This window comes from Micromonospora sp. NPDC048930, from assembly GCF_043197935.1.
Lineage (GTDB): Bacteria > Actinomycetota > Actinomycetes > Mycobacteriales > Micromonosporaceae > Micromonospora.
Genome location: NZ_JBICUB010000005.1, coordinates 216,800 through 230,670 on the forward strand (window position 1 = coordinate 216,800; position 13,871 = coordinate 230,670).

Genomic DNA, 13,871 nt, shown 5'->3' on the forward strand with positions numbered 1-13,871 from the left:
GCGGGCGGGCAACGCATTTCGATGCCCGCCCGGATGCCCGCCGAGTCGGTGAGAAGGGAACCCTTCTCTACACCAGGCGTTAAGAAGGGGCCCTTCCTTACCGCCCGGCGAGCAGGCCGCGCGGGCGTACCGAGCGAAGCGGCTCGCCCGCCGCGCCCTCGGTCCGCAGGATGTGGTTGGCGGCCACGATCCCGGTCGCCGCCGCCCGCTCCATCAGCGCGCTCGGGATCTCGGTGCGGATCCCGTCGCCGGCCAGGTAGAGGCCGTCGGCGTCGGTGCGTACCCCCGGCCGCCCGGCGTGGCTGCCCGGGTTGAACGCCGGCGCCCGGGCCGCCACCCGGGCCCGCAGCGCGCGGACCCGCAGGCCGGCGGCCTCCGGCCAGAGCGCGGCCAGCTCCACCCGCATCCGTTCGGCCAGCTCCTCGGCGGGCACGCCCGGCTCGCAGGCGTACGCGTGCAGCTCGACGACCGAGCCGCCGGTGCGCGCGGCCCAGCGGCGCGGCTCGTCCGCCAGCCGGTGGTGGAGGGTCACCGAGTCCAGGGTGGCCTGCCGGGACACGCCGCTGAACACCGCCCGGTCCGGGCGGACGTCCCCGGCCATCCAGTACCGCGCCACCGCGTACGGCGGTCCCGGGGCGCCGAACGCGGGCATCCGCGCGACCAGCCGAGGCGCCGCCGCCACCAGGCCGGGCGAGGCGGCGACCAGCGCGGCGAGCGCCGGCGGGTCCACGGCGAGCACCAGGTGCCCGGCCTCGTGGGCGTCCCCGGCGGTGGTGGTCACCCGCCAGCCGGCCGGCGTCCGGTCCAGCCGGGCGGCGGCCGTGCCGGTGTGCACCCGGCCACCGTGCTGCTCCACGTGCCGGGTGAGCGGTGCCCAGATCGCCGTCCCGTAGTCCCGGTCCGGGCAGTCGAAGGCCAGCCCCTCCGGGTTGCCGAGCAGGTAGAAGTGGAACTGGGCGATCATCTCCGCGGCCGACATCTCCGCCTCGTGGTTGAAGAACGAGTGGGCGAAGACCTCGAAGAGCATCGCCCGGGCCCGGTCCGGCAGCCGCAGCGAGGTGAGCAGCTCGTCGGCGGTCCGCTCGTCGAACTCGGCGTAGGTGCGGACCGGGTCGTAGCTGAGCAGCGGCAGCGCGGCGTCCCGGTCCATCGACCGCAGATCGGGCAGGCGCACGCTCGGGCTGCGCAGCAGCAGCGCCAGCAGGTTCGCCGGCGGCGCCGGCGGCAGCCGGCCGAACTCCTCGGCCGGCCACCGCGCGGACAGGACGGGATAGCCGGGGACCGGTTTGAGGAAGCGCAGGTCCGGGTCGATCCGGCGGAGGATGGACCGCCAGTTGTAATACTGCCGGAAGAAGGCGTGGAAGCCGTGCTCGTTCCGCTGAGGGCCGTCCGGCAGCTCCTCCGGCCAGGCGCCGAGCCGGCCGCCCAGCGTCGGCGCGGCCTCCAGCACGGTCACCGTCACCCCGCGCTCGGCCAGCACCACCGCCGCCGACATGCCGGCGATGCCACCGCCCACCACCACCGCCCGCACCGGGCGCGGCACCCGGGGGGCGCCGGCGCCGCCGGGGTCCACCACGTGCTCGCGTACGCCGATGAGCCGGCCGACCAGTTGCGACAGCGCCATGTGCACCCTTCCCGGCGGCGGGGGCCTCCAGTTCTCCGGCTCAGCCCTCCCGGGGCAGCAGGCAGCGCCGTTCCCGATCGGAGGCGGGCCAGACGTACTCCAGGTCGGGCGGGACGTCGCGGAACCAGGAGCCGTAGTGGCCCGGGTTCTTGCGCAGCAGCGACGAGCGGTGGCTGCGGTGCACGTCCTCCCGGCCCAGCCAGGGCGGCAGCTCGCCGGCCTCGGCCAGCTCCGCCTGGCTGCGGACGACCGTCACGCCGCACGCGGCGGCGAGATCGGTGACCAGGGTGGCCGCGCAGGTGTCCGCCCGGCCCGGTTCCGACCACACCGCGCACATGTCCAGCCCGTACCGGGTGAGCGCCTCCTCGTACCCGGCCCACATCTTCACCGCCGGGTGGTTCCGCCACCCGTAGTCGGGCCGGGTCAGCCCGCGCAGCACCTGGATGGTCTCCACCCGCTGCTTGCCCAGCCGCTGCTGGTCCAGTACCCGCGCGCTGGCCAGGAAGTCCGGGTACGGGAGGAACGTCTGCATGCGCTCCTCTACCCGTACTCGGGGACACCATGCGTTCGTGATCAACGGGGCTGCGCGCACGGCGATCGACTGACTACGATCCGGGCATGGCCGAGCCCCTGCGTGACCGTGCGCGCCGCGCGACCGGATGGCGGCTCCGGATGAACGGGGATCCCCGCCCGCACTACGTGGTCTGCGGCAACGACCCGCTCGCGTACTGGGTGGCCCGGTCCCTGCTCGCCACCGAGTCGCCCGTCGGCCGGGCCCGGGTCACCCTGGTCCTGCCCGAGCGCCGCCGCTCCGAAGGGCCGGACGGCCGGGACCTCGACGGGGTCCTGGTGATCCTCGCCGACCGCCTCGACGAGGCCACCTTCCGCCGGGCCGGGCTGGCCGGCGCGGCCGGGCTTGCCCTGCTGCACCAGGACGACGTCGGCAACATGCACGCGGCGCTCTGCGCGCAGGAGGTCGAGCCCCGGCTGCGCCTGGTGGTACGCATGTACAACACCAGCCTCGCCAACGGCCTGCGGGAGCTCTTCCCCGACTCGGCGGTGCTCTCCGACGCCTCGATCGCCGCCCCGGCGTTCGTCGCCGCGGCGCTGGGCGAGCTGGCCCCCACCCACTTCCGGCACGGCGGCCGCACCCTCTACGCGGCCCGCCGCACCGACGTACGCCCGCAGGACGTGCTCTGCGGCCTGGCCGTCACCACCGACCCGGAGCTGATCCGGGTGCTCCCCGCCGACGAGGAGTCGGCCGACGTGGTGCTGGCCGAGGCGACCGGGCAACCCGCCGGCACCGAGCTGGCCGCCCGCCGGCTGGCCCGGGCCCGGCGTCGCCGGGAGCCCGTCGTGATGCTGCTCCGGGCGGTCCGCAGCTTCGCCACCCGCAAGATCGGGGTGGCGGTGCTGGCGCTGCTGGCGGTGATCGCACTCCTCGGCTGGCTGAACGCCCGCGCGGCGGCGGTGAACTGGTCCGACGCGCTCTACCTCACCCTGGTCACCACGTTGAGCGGGCAGGATCCCGACCTCGACAAGCCGGTCGCCGCCCAGGTCATGCAGGTGGTGCTCAACCTGGCCGGGCTGGCCCTGATCCCGCTGATCACCGCCGCCGTGGTCGACGGCATCGTCAAGGCCCGGCTCGCCCTGCACACCGGCCGGATCCAACCCGACCGCGCCGGGCACGTGGTGGTGGTCGGGCTGGGCAACATCGGCACCCGGGTGATGGCCCAGCTCAACGACTTCGGGGTCGAGGTGGCCGCCATCGACAAGAACCCCGACGCGCGCGGCGCCTCCCTGGCGCACCGGCTCGGCGTACCGCTGATCGTCGGGGACGCCGGGCTGGAGGACACCCTGCGGGCCGCCTCCGTGGCCACCTGCCAGGCGTTGGTGGTGGTCTCCACCGACGACGGGACCAACCTGCGCGCCGCGCTGAACGCCCGCAGCCTCGACCCGGACCTGCGGGTGGTGCTGCGCCTCTTCGACGGTGACTTCGCCGAACGCATCCAGCGCGCCTTCGGCATCGGCATCTCGCGCAGCGTGTCGTACCTGGCCGCGCCCGCGTTCGCGGCGGCGCTGCTGGACCGCGCGGTGATCGCCACCATCCCGGTCGGCCGGCACGCGCTGCTGGTCACCGAGGTGCCGGTGATGGCCGGCTCCCCGCTGGACGGCCGCCCGCTCGCCTCGGTAGCCCGCCCCGGCGAGGTACGCCTCCTCGCGTACACCCGGGTCGGGCAGAAGACCGACTGGTCGGCCGACCCGCGGATGGTGATCCACCCGGGGGACCGGCTCACCGTGGTGGCCCGGCGGGCCGGGTTGAGCGCCCTGCTCCGGGAGACCACCCCGGTGCCGCCCGAGCCGGCCGGCATGCCAGCGCCCCGGCTGCCGGAGGAGTGACCGGTCAGCCGCGGGCCACGGCGTGGCGGAGGGCGTACCAGGCCGCGCCGAGGGCCAGGACGCCGAAGCCGGCCAGGACGCTGCCGACCGGCAGGCTCACCGCCAGCACCAGGCAGCCGACCAGCCCCAACGCGGCGAGGAGCTGCACCGGGATCCGGCTGCCGGGTTCCCGGCCCAGGGTGAGCGCGGAGGCGTTGGCGATCGCGTAGTAGACCAGCACGGTGCAGCTGGAGAAGCCGATCGCGCCGCGGATGTCGCCCAGCGACACCACGACGATCACCACGGCGGCCACGGCCAGCTCCGCCCGGTGCGGCACCTTGTAGCGGGGGTGCACGGCGGCCAGCGCGCCCGGCAGGTCCCGGCGGCGGGCCATCGCCAGGGCGGTCCGGCCGACCCCGGCGAGCAGGGAGAGCAGCACCCCGGTCACCGCGACGGTGGCGCCGGCCCGCACCAGCCAGGCCAGGCCGGACAGCCCGGCGACCCGCACCACGTCGGCCAGCGGCGCGGCCGAGGCGGCCAGCCGCTGCTCGCCGAGCACGCCGAGCGCGACCACGGCCAGCACCAGGTAGATCGCCAGCACCACGCCGAGCGCCAGCGGCACGGCGCGCGGGATGGTGCGCCGCGGGTCGCGTACCTCCTCGCCGAGGGTGGCGATCCGGGCGTACCCGGCGAAGGCGAAGAAGAGCAGGCCGGCGGCGGTCAGCACGCCCCGGGTCCCGGTCTCCGCCACGCCGTCCAGCCGGTCGAGGGAGACGTGCGGCGCGCCGGTCACCGCGACCACCGTCAGCACGGTGAGCACGAGCCCGACCAGCACCCGGGTGGCGGTGGCGGTCTTGCCGATGCCGCGCAGGTTCACCGCGGTCACCGCCAGCACCGCGAGGACCGCGACGAGCCGCGCCCGCCCCGGCCAGAGGTACGCCCCGATGGTCAGCGCCATCGCCGCGCAGCTCGCCGTCTTGCCGACCACGAAGCCCCAACCGGCGAGGAAGCCGGCGAACGGGTGCAGGCGTTCCCGGCCGTAGACGTACGTGCCGCCGGACTCGGGGTAGCGGGCCGCGAGCCGGGCCGAGCTGGTCGCGTTGCACCAGGCGATGAAGCCGGCCAGGGCCAGCGCGGCCAGCAGCCCCGCGCCGCCGGCCGCCGCCGCGGCCGGGGCGAACACCACGAAGACGCCCGCGCCGAGCATCGACCCCAGGCCGATGACCACCGCATCGGGTACGCCCAGCCGGCGCGTCAGATGATCCACACCGGCACCCTAGGGGTACGAGGTGAACGGCCGGTCCCAGTTCCGCAACGGCCCGGGCAAGGGCAGGTCGTCCCAGGGCACCCGGCGCAGCAGCCGGTCCAGCAGCAGCCCGAGCATCAGCCCGGCGACCGAGTCGGTCAGCCAGTGCCAGCCGAGGTAGATGGTGGTGGTGAAGACCACCAGCGGCGGCACCACCCGGACCACGGTGATCAGCCGGGGCGGAACGGTCCGGCCGAAGGTGCGCAGCAGCGGGGCGAGCAGCAGGGCGAGCACGCCGTACCAGACGATCGCGTTGGCCACGTGCCCGGACGGGTAGGACTGGGCGAAGCGCACCGGCAGCTCGTGCTGGAACAGCGGCAGCGTCAACTCGGGCGACAGGAACGGCTCCTTGGCGCTCGCGCTGGGTGCCGGCCTGGCCGTCCACACCTTGAGCGGCCCGATGGTCAGGTACGTGAGCACGAACGCGACCACCGGCGGCAGCACCGGCCGGACCGAGCGGAGCCGGACCGCCAGCAGCACGCCGAGCCCGGCGGAGAGCAGGGTCAGCGGGGTGCCCTGCCCGAGCAGGTTCAGGATCCGGGCGGTCCACTCCGCGGCGGTGGGGCGGTGTGCGTCGGACCAGTCGGCGACGGCCCGGTCGAGGCCGAAGAGGTGACCGGCGGCCAGCGCCACGGTCAGCCCGATCAGGGCGGCCAGCAGCAGCCCGTCGAACCACCAGCCGGCCGGTCGGACGGGCCGGAGCCGCAGCTTCTCGCGTACCTCCGTGGTGTCCCGCACGCGACCACGCTACCGGCCGCCGGCGCGGGCGGACCGGCGCGGGCGGGCGGCGGCTGTGTGCCGGCCCACGAAGGGAGGCGCTCGGCCGGGTGACCGGTCACACTTGGGGCCGTGCGGATCACCTCGGCCCTCGTCGACCCGGCGCTGCTCGACCTTCCCTGGTCGACCCCGCTGGAGGAGTGGCCTGCCCAGCACCTGGTCGCGCTGCCGCAGGGCATCTCGCGGCACATCGTGCGCTTCGTCCGCCTCGGCGACTACGTGTACGCGGTGAAGGAGACCGGCGAGCGGGTCGCCGAGCGGGAGTACGACCTGCTCCGGGCGCTGGAGCGGATCGACTTCCCCTCCGTCGAGGCGATCGCGATCGTGGCCGACCGGCAGACCGACGACGGCCAGCCGCTGGACCCGGTGCTGATCACCCGGCACCTCCAGTTCTCGCTGCCCTACCGGGCGCTGTTCTCCCGGACGCTGCGCCCGGAGACGATGAACCGGCTGCTCGACGCGCTGGCGGTGCTGCTGGTCCGGATGCACCTGACCGGCTTCTTCTGGGGCGACTGCTCGCTGTCCAACACCCTCTTCCGGCGGGACGCGGGCGCGTTCGCCGCGTACCTGGTGGACGCCGAGACCGGGGCGCTGCACCGCTCGCTCTCCAACGGCCAGCGGGGCGAGGACCTGGAGATCGCCCGGGTCAACATCTTCGGCGAGGCGCTGGACCTGCAGGCCGCCGGGCTGCTGCACGAGTCGATCGACCCGGAGGTGGTCTGCGAGGAGGTCGTGCAGCGCTACGAGCGGCTCTGGCACGAGATCACCTACGAGCAGCAGATCGAGCGCGAGGCCCGGCACGACATCGAGGGCCGGATCCGCCGCCTCAACGAGCTGGGTTTCGACGTCGCCGAGGTGGCCATGTCGACGGCCGACAACGGGCGGTACCTGGTTCGCCCGAAGGTGGTCGACGCCGGCTACCACACCCGCCGGCTGCTCCGGCTCACCGGCCTGGACGCCGAGGAGAACCAGGCTCGCAAGCTGCTGAACGACCTGGACGCGTACCGGGTGGAGAGCGATCTGACCGACGAGCAGCAGGCCGCACACCGCTGGCTGACCGAGGTGTTCGAGCCGGTGGTCCGGGCGGTGCCGGCACACCTGCGCCGCAAGCTGGAGCCGCAGGAGCTGTTCGCGCAGATCATCGAGCACAAGTGGCTGCTCTCCGAGCGGGCCGGCCGGGACGTCGGGATGCGCCACGCGGTGCACTCGTTCCTCGCCGACGTGCTGGTGCACCGCCCCGACGAGCAGGCCGTCCTCGGCGTCGAGGTCCCCACCGCCGGCTGACCCCGCCCGCGCTCGCTTGATCCACTCCGGATGCGGCAGCCCGGGGGTTCCGGCGTCCGCAGTCCCCGCAATGCGGCATCCCGCCATCCGGCATCCCGGCGTCCGCCATCCGCCGTCCGGCGTCCGGCGTCCCGGGTGGGGAGCGCCAAGGGTTGCTGCCGCCTTTGGAGCTGATATCGCAGACGACTCACTGCGCGGGCTGTCGGGCGGCCGGCGACGCCGTGAGCGTGGCGACGCGGCGGCTCCGGGGATGTGGTGAGTCGTTGGTGATATCAGCTCCAAAGGGAACGATCAGCTATAACTTCCCGCAGCCCGCAGGTCACTCCAGCCAGGCGCCGGCGCGCATCACCCGGACCACGTTGAGGTCGTCGTCGAGGACGACCAGGTCGGCGCGGAGGCCGGCCTGGAGCGCTCCGACCTGGTCGCCCAGGCCGATCGCCCGGGCCGGGGTGGTGGCGACCATCCGGCAGGCGTCCGGCAGGGCGATGCCGGCCGCCACGGCGTGCCGCAGGGCGGCGTCCATGGTGAGCGTGCTGCCGGCGATCGCGCCGTCCCGGCTGAGCCGAGCCACCCCGTCGGCCACGGTGACGGCCTGGCCGCCCAGCTCGTACTCGCCGTCGGGCATGCCGGCGGCGGCCATCGCGTCGGTGATCAGGGCGGCCCGCTCCGGGCCGGCCACCGAGGTGGCGAAGCCGAGCATGCCGTCGTGCAGGTGCACCCCGTCGGCGACCAGCTCGCACACCACGTTCGGCGCGTCCAGCAGGGCCACCACCGGGCCGGGCTCCCGGTGGTGCACGGGGCGCATCCCGTTGAACAGGTGGGTGCCGACGCTCGCCCCGGCCGCCACGGCGGCCCGGGTCTGCTCCCAGGTGGCGTCGGTGTGCCCGACCGCCGCGACCACGCCGTGCGAGATCAGCAGCTTGATCGCCTCCAGCGCGCCGGTCCGCTCCGGGGCCAGGGTCACCATCCGGACCACGCCGCCGCCCAGCTCGATCAGCTCGGCCAGCTCCTCGGTCGACGGGTCGCGGAGGAACTCCGGGTTCTGCGCGCCGCACCGGTCCGCCGACAGGTAAGGCCCCTCGAAGTGGACGCCGGCCAGCACGCCCGACTCGACCAGCGGCCGGTAGGCGGCGGTGGCGTCCCGCATCAGCGCGAACGGCGAGCTGACCAGGCTGGCCAGCAGGGTGGTGGTGCCGTGCCGCAGGTGGAACGCGGCCGCCGCGCGGGCCGAGTCGGCGTCCCCGGTGGTGAAGGTGTGTCCGCCCCCGCCATGGGTGTGCATGTCCACGAAGCCCGGCACGATCCAGTGCCCGTCCCGCACCGACGGGTACTCGGCGACCGCACTGATCCGGTCGGCCCTGATTTCCACGCAGCCCTGCCGGATCACGCCGGCCGGGGTCACCACCTTGCCGGTCACGCGCAGGGTCATCGGCTCTCCATCTCCAGCGTCAGGATCGGGTGTCCAGGGCGAGCAGGGCGGCGCCGAGGCAGCCGGCCTCGTCGCCGAGGGCCGCCGCGACCAGGCGCGGCTCCCGGTGGAAGGTCAGTCGTTCGCGCAGCGCCGCGCGCAGCGGGTCGAGCAGACCCGGACCGGCCTGCGCGAGCCCGCCGCCGATCACCATGGTGTCCACGTCGAAGAGCGCCTGACCGGTGGCGAGGCCGTCGGCGAGTGCCTCGACCGCCTCGCGCCAGACCCGGCCGGCCAGCTCCTCGCCGGCCGCCGCCCGGCCCGCCACCTCGGCCGCGGTGGCCGAGGTACCCGCCAGCTCCGTGTAGCGACGGCCGATCGCCGAGGCTGAGGCCATCGCCTCCAGGCAGCCGGGCCGGCCGCAGCCGCAGCGCGGGCCGTCGGGGCGTACCAGGATGTGGCCGATCTCCCCGGCGGCGCCGTGCGCGCCGGTGGCGGCCGACCCGTCGACCACGTGGGCGGCGGCGATGCCGGTGCCGATCGCGACGAAGAGCACGTGGCGGGCGTCCCGCCCGGCGCCGAGCCGGGCCTCGGCCAGGCCGCCCACCCGGACGTCGTGGCCGAGCGCCGCCGGCAGGCCGAGCCGCGCCTCCGCCAGCTCCCGCAGGGGTACGTCCCGGAAGCCCACGTTCGCCGACCAGACCGCGACCCCGCGCGCCTCGTCGACCACGCCCGGTACGGCGATCCCGCACGCCAGCGGCGTGAGCCCGTCGGCGCGGGCCTTGCCGGCCAGCCCCTCGGCGACGTCGAGGATGGTTCCGACCACCGACTCCGGGCCGCGGGCCGCCCCGGTGGCGTGCCGTTCGGCGTGCACCACGGTGCCGTCCGGGCGGACCAGGGCGCACTTCATCCCGGTGCCGCCCACGTCCAGCGCGACGACGACCTCGCCGCCTGACGTCACGCGAGCACCACGGAGCGGGTCAGGTGCCGGGGCGCGTCCGGGTCGAGACCGCGGCTGGTGGCCAGCGCGACGGCGAAGCGCTGGGCGAGGATCAGGTCGGCCATCGGGTCGACCGGGTTGCGCCCGACCGCCCAGCTGGTCAGCACCGTGCGGCAGCCATGCGTACGGCTGTGCACGAAGGCGGCGCCGGTGGCGGCCACGTCCTCGGGCAGCCCCTCGGGGATGTCGCCGAACGCCCAGACCAGCCGGCCCGGGGCGGCGACCGAGATGGGGCCGTGCCGGTAGTCCATCGCCGGGTACGCCTCGGCCCAGAAGGTGGCCGCCTCCCGGCACTTCAGTGCGGCCTCCTGGGCCAGCCCGACCGTCCAGCCTCGGCCGAGGAAGGTGACCTGCTCGATCCGGGCCGGGTCGATCGGCAGCGGGGCCCGGACGGCGACCTCGGCGTCGGCGGCCAGCCGGCCCAGGTCCTCGCCGAGGTGGGCGCGGAGCAGGGCGAGGGCGGAGGTGGCGAAGCGGGTCTGCACGACCGAGCGCTCGTCGGCGAAGGGCATGGTCACCGCGGCGTCGGCCAGCTCGACTGCCGGGGAGGCGGGATCGCCGACCAGGACCGTGGTGGGGACCTGACCGCGCAGCGCGCCGAGCAGATCCAGGACCTCGGTGGTCGTGCCGGAGCGGGTGATCGCGATGAGCCGGTCGTAGCGGCGACCGGCGGGGAACTCGCTGGCCTGGAAGGCGTCGGTCTCGCCGTGGCCGGCGTGCTCGCGCAGTCCGGCGTACGCCGTCGCCATGAACCACGACGTGCCGCAGCCGACGACGGCGACCCGCTCGCCGGGGCGCGGCAGCCGGTCGGTGACGGTCGGGGCGAGCTGCGCCGCCTCCCGCCAGCAGTCGGGCTGGCTCGCGATCTCCGCGTGCACGTACGCCATCACAACTCCTCGCCCCGGAGGGAGACCTTGCGCAATACGGCGCGATATGGCCGTCTTTCGCGCGTCATTCTGCGCGAGCTCGGGCGGCTGTGGCAACCGCCTCTCAGATCGCGCAGGTCAGGGTTTTGCGCCCTGCTAGTTTCGCGCACTACTGTGCACGCAATCAATCACCGTTCGTGCAGAGTCAGTGGAGGCCCCCGCGGTGGACCGCTACGCCCGATGGAACGCGCTGCTGGAGATGCTGACCGACAACGGACGGGTCAGCGTCGAGGAGGCGGCCGCGCGCCTGGACGTCTCCCAGGCGACCATCCGGCGTGACTTCGACCAGCTCGCGCAGCAGCAGATGATCACCCGTACCCGGGGTGGCGCCGTCGCCAACGGCGTCTCGTACGACCTGCCGCTGCGCTACAAGACGGCCAAGCACTCGGCCGAGAAGCAGCGGATCGGCGCGGCCGCCGCGGCGCTGGTCTCCCCGGGCACCGTGGTCGGCCTCAACGGCGGCACCACCAGCACCGAGGTGGCCCGCGCCCTGGCCGTCCGGCCGGACCTCAACACCAACGCGGAGGGCGCCCAGCTCACCGTGGTCACCAACGCCCTCAACATCGCCAACGAGCTGCTGGTGCGCTCGCGGATGAAGGTCGTGGTGGCCGGCGGGGTGGTCCGGCCCAAGTCGTTCGAGCTGGTCGGCCCGCTGGGCGGGGCGTTGCTGCGCGAGGTGACCCTGGACGTCGCCCTGCTCGGCGTGGACGCGATCGACCCCCAGCTCGGCGCCGCCGCCCATCATGAGGGCGAGGCGGCGATGAACAGCCTGATGGTGGCGCGGGCCAAGCGGGTGGTGGTGATCGCCGACTCGTCCAAGCTGGGCGGGCACGCGTTCGCCCGGATCTGCCCGGTGGACCGGGTGGAGACGCTGGTGACCGACTCCGGCGCGTCCCCCACGGTGGTGCAGGCGTTCCGGGACGCCGGGGTGCACGTCATCTGCGCCTGAGCGCGCGCCGCCGTCCACACCCGAGGGCGAAATCCGGTCCCCCTGATGCATACCCGGTATTGTCTTCTGCTGCATACCGCGTATGGTGTCCGCTGTCACCAACACATCGGGGGAGGTCAGCTTGACGGCTGTCCTGGAGATCGAGGGTCTCCGCAAGACGTACCGGAGCCGCAGACGCGGGGTGCGCCACGCGCTCGACGGCTTCGACATGCGGGTCGAGGCCGGGCAGGTGCACGGCTTCCTCGGCCCCAACGGCTCGGGCAAGACCACCACGCTGCGGACGCTGCTCGGCCTGATCCGGCCGAACGGCGGCCGGATGGCCATCCTGGGCCAGGAGCTGCCGCAGGCGCTGCCGACGGTCGCCGGCCAGGTCGGGGCCATCGTGGAGAGCCCGCAGTTCTTCCCGCACTTCTCCGCGCGGGACACCCTGGGGCTGCTCGCCCAGGCCGGTGAGCTGCCCCGGCAGCGGGTCGACGAGGTGCTGGAGCTGGTCGGGCTGCGCGACCGGGCCGGCGAGCGGGTGAAGACCTACTCGCTCGGCATGAAGCAGCGGCTGGCGGTCGCGTCGGCGCTGCTGAAGAACCCGAAGCTGCTGATCCTGGACGAGCCGGCCAACGGTCTCGACCCGGGCGGCATCCGGGAGATGCGCACCCTGATGCGGGACCTCGCCGCCGCCGGGATGACCGTGGTGCTCTCCAGCCACATCCTGGGCGAGATCCAGCTCATCTGCGACTCGGTCACCATCATCTCGCTGGGCCGGCGGGTCGCGTACGGCCCGGTCGACGAGGTGCTCGCCGCGCACTCGCAGGGCACGGTACGGGTCCGCCTGGAGGCGGTCACCGACCTGCCCCGGGCCGCCGAGACGCTGACCGGCGCCGGGATCCGGGTCAGCGCCAGCGAGCCGGACCACCTGATGCTGGCCGGCGTCGACAAGCCGGCCACGGTCAGCCGCCTCCTCGCCGAGCAGGGCCTCTACGTCAGCGAGCTGACGCCCGTCGCGGTGGACCTGGAGAGCGTCTTCCTCGAACTGACCGCCACCGCGCCGGTCCCCGGGCAGCACCGGCAGGTCGACCAGTCCATGAAGGTCGAAGGAGGTTGGGGCGCATGAGTCTGTACGTCACCGAGCTGCGCCGGCTGGCCAAGCGCCGGCTCACCCGCCTGCTGCTGGTCCTGCTGGTGCTCGGCCTGGCCGGCGTGGCCACCGCCTTCACCCTCTCCAGCCACAAGCTCTCTCCCGAGGTGGTCGCGGCGGCCCAGGCGGAATCCGACGCCCAGTACCGCCAGGCGCTGAAGGACTGGGAGCGGACCGTCGCCGACTGCGACGCCGCCAAGGCGCGGGGGGAGAACACCGAGGAACGCTTCGGACCGAACTGCGGCCGGGACTGGCAGCCGCAACCGGAGATGTTCGACCCGAAGTGGAACCTGCCCTACCAGTTCGACTTCCGCAGCGAGTTCCCGCTGTTCATCGCGGTCTTCGCCGGTGCGCTGGCGCTCTTCGCGTTCATCGCCGGCGCGTCCTTCGTCGGGGCCGAGTGGAGCACCGGCGGAATGATGAACCTGCTGCTCTGGCGGCCGAAACGGCTCGCCGTGCTGGGCACCAAGCTGGCCGCGCTGCTGACCACGGTGCTCGGGGTGAGCGTGGTGCTCGGCGCGTTCTGGACCCTGGCCTTCTGGCTGACCGGGCGGTACCGGGGGACGACCGAGAAGGTGACCGCCGGGGTGTGGCAGTCCCTGGGGCTCGACGGGTTGCGGGCGGTCGGCCTGATCCTGGCCGTCGGGGCGGTCGCCTTCGCGCTCGCCTCGCTCGGCCGGCACACCGCGATGGCGCTCGGCGCGGCCGTGGCGGTCTTCGCGATCAGCGAGATCGGCATCCGGATCGCCGTCGGCGTGCTCTCCGTCCCGTTCGGCGAGCGGTACGTGCTCTCCACGTACGCGCAGGCATGGTTCATGAAGCAGGTGAAGCTGCTCGACTACGACGCGTGCCAGTTCGCCAAGGGCCAGTGCGAGCCGGCCGAGCTGCTGCTCACCTGGCAGGACGGGGCCCTGGTGCTCGGCATCGGCGCCGCGGCGGCGCTGGTCGCCGGGTTCTGGGCGATGCGCCGGCGGGACATCGCCTGACCGTCCGCGGGATGCGCCGGCGGCGGACATCGCCACCGTGCGCGCCACGGATCCGGCCCGGACACGGCGTCCGCTGCGGCCGGGGCGGGCCCTGGTTACG

At 74.4% G+C, this 13,871-nt stretch carries 12 protein-coding genes; 5 read left to right on the forward strand and 7 right to left on the reverse strand.

Annotated features, from left to right (window positions below):
- Positions 1 to 97: 97 nt before the first annotated feature.
- The gene (locus tag ACGFI9_RS15675) at positions 98 to 1,624 is read right to left on the reverse strand and encodes an FAD-dependent oxidoreductase (protein ID WP_393178654.1); all 1,527 of its coding nucleotides are present in this window, start codon (positions 1,622 to 1,624) and stop codon (positions 98 to 100) included.
- Between the two features lie 40 nt (positions 1,625 to 1,664).
- Positions 1,665 to 2,156, reverse strand: coding sequence for an MSMEG_6728 family protein (locus ACGFI9_RS15680; RefSeq protein WP_393178655.1), 492 nt, complete (start codon positions 2,154 to 2,156; stop codon positions 1,665 to 1,667).
- An 86-nt stretch (positions 2,157 to 2,242) separates the two neighbouring features.
- On the opposite strand from ACGFI9_RS15680, the gene ACGFI9_RS15685 reads away from it, so the two are divergent.
- Positions 2,243 to 4,024 carry a potassium channel family protein gene (locus ACGFI9_RS15685; RefSeq protein ID WP_393178656.1) on the forward strand — a complete coding sequence of 594 codons (1,782 nt, stop codon included), beginning with the start codon at positions 2,243 to 2,245 and terminating at the stop codon, positions 4,022 to 4,024.
- A gap of 4 nt (positions 4,025 to 4,028) precedes the next feature.
- Here the strand turns inward: ACGFI9_RS15685 and ACGFI9_RS15690 are convergent, their stop codons facing one another.
- A complete protein-coding gene (locus ACGFI9_RS15690; protein ID WP_393178657.1) occupies positions 4,029 to 5,270 on the reverse strand; it encodes an APC family permease in 1,242 nt (413 codons plus the stop codon).
- Positions 5,271 to 5,279: 9 nt separating this feature from the next.
- Positions 5,280 to 6,017 carry a phosphatase PAP2 family protein gene (locus ACGFI9_RS15695; protein ID WP_393178901.1) on the reverse strand — a complete coding sequence of 246 codons (738 nt, stop codon included), beginning with the start codon at positions 6,015 to 6,017 and terminating at the stop codon, positions 5,280 to 5,282.
- A 141-nt stretch (positions 6,018 to 6,158) separates the two neighbouring features.
- On the opposite strand from ACGFI9_RS15695, the gene ACGFI9_RS15700 reads away from it, so the two are divergent.
- On the forward strand, positions 6,159 to 7,370 hold the full coding sequence (locus ACGFI9_RS15700) for a DUF4032 domain-containing protein (protein WP_393178658.1): 1,212 nt from the start codon (positions 6,159 to 6,161) through the stop codon (positions 7,368 to 7,370).
- Positions 7,371 to 7,689: 319 nt separating this feature from the next.
- Here the strand turns inward: ACGFI9_RS15700 and nagA are convergent, their stop codons facing one another.
- Genes nagA through ACGFI9_RS15715 form a run of 3 tightly spaced genes read right to left on the reverse strand, consistent with a single transcriptional unit; the run spans position 7,690 to position 10,665 of the window.
- Entirely contained in the window at positions 7,690 to 8,799 is a 1,110-nt protein-coding gene (nagA, locus tag ACGFI9_RS15705; RefSeq protein WP_393178659.1) for an N-acetylglucosamine-6-phosphate deacetylase, read from the reverse strand.
- A gap of 19 nt (positions 8,800 to 8,818) precedes the next feature.
- Positions 8,819 to 9,739, reverse strand: a complete 921-nt coding sequence (locus ACGFI9_RS15710) for an ROK family protein (RefSeq protein WP_393178660.1) — start codon at positions 9,737 to 9,739, stop codon at positions 8,819 to 8,821.
- Positions 9,736 to 10,665, reverse strand: a complete 930-nt coding sequence (locus tag ACGFI9_RS15715; protein ID WP_393178661.1) for an SIS domain-containing protein — start codon at positions 10,663 to 10,665, stop codon at positions 9,736 to 9,738. The genes ACGFI9_RS15710 and ACGFI9_RS15715 overlap by 4 nt, the downstream gene beginning before the upstream one ends.
- 202 nt (positions 10,666 to 10,867) lie before the next feature.
- On the opposite strand from ACGFI9_RS15715, the gene ACGFI9_RS15720 reads away from it, so the two are divergent.
- The 3 genes from ACGFI9_RS15720 to ACGFI9_RS15730 all read left to right on the forward strand — a co-directional run bounded on the left by ACGFI9_RS15720 (position 10,868) and on the right by ACGFI9_RS15730 (position 13,771).
- The gene (locus ACGFI9_RS15720) at positions 10,868 to 11,653 is read left to right on the forward strand and encodes a DeoR/GlpR family DNA-binding transcription regulator (protein ID WP_393178902.1); all 786 of its coding nucleotides are present in this window, start codon (positions 10,868 to 10,870) and stop codon (positions 11,651 to 11,653) included.
- A 121-nt stretch (positions 11,654 to 11,774) separates the two neighbouring features.
- Positions 11,775 to 12,761 carry an ATP-binding cassette domain-containing protein gene (locus tag ACGFI9_RS15725; protein ID WP_393178662.1) on the forward strand — a complete coding sequence of 329 codons (987 nt, stop codon included), beginning with the start codon at positions 11,775 to 11,777 and terminating at the stop codon, positions 12,759 to 12,761.
- A complete protein-coding gene (locus ACGFI9_RS15730) occupies positions 12,758 to 13,771 on the forward strand; it encodes an ABC transporter permease subunit (RefSeq protein ID WP_393178663.1) in 1,014 nt (337 codons plus the stop codon). Before ACGFI9_RS15725 ends, ACGFI9_RS15730 begins: the two co-directional genes overlap by 4 nt.
- The last annotated feature ends 100 nt before the right edge of the window (positions 13,772 to 13,871 follow it).

What these genes read in the sequence shown, in the direction of transcription:
- ACGFI9_RS15730 (WP_393178663.1), top strand. Translation starts at nt 12,758, where the DNA reads ATGAGTCTGTACGTCACCGAGCTGCGCCGGCTGGCCAAGCGCCGGCTC.
- ACGFI9_RS15685 (WP_393178656.1), top strand. Translation starts at nt 2,243, where the DNA reads ATGGCCGAGCCCCTGCGTGACCGTGCGCGCCGCGCGACCGGATGGCGG.
- ACGFI9_RS15675 (WP_393178654.1), bottom strand. Translation starts at nt 1,624, where the DNA reads ATGGCGCTGTCGCAACTGGTCGGCCGGCTCATCGGCGTACGCGAGCAC.
- ACGFI9_RS15680 (WP_393178655.1), bottom strand. Translation starts at nt 2,156, where the DNA reads ATGCAGACGTTCCTCCCGTACCCGGACTTCCTGGCCAGCGCGCGGGTA.
- nagA (WP_393178659.1), bottom strand. Translation starts at nt 8,799, where the DNA reads ATGACCCTGCGCGTGACCGGCAAGGTGGTGACCCCGGCCGGCGTGATC.
- ACGFI9_RS15715 (WP_393178661.1), bottom strand. Translation starts at nt 10,665, where the DNA reads ATGGCGTACGTGCACGCGGAGATCGCGAGCCAGCCCGACTGCTGGCGG.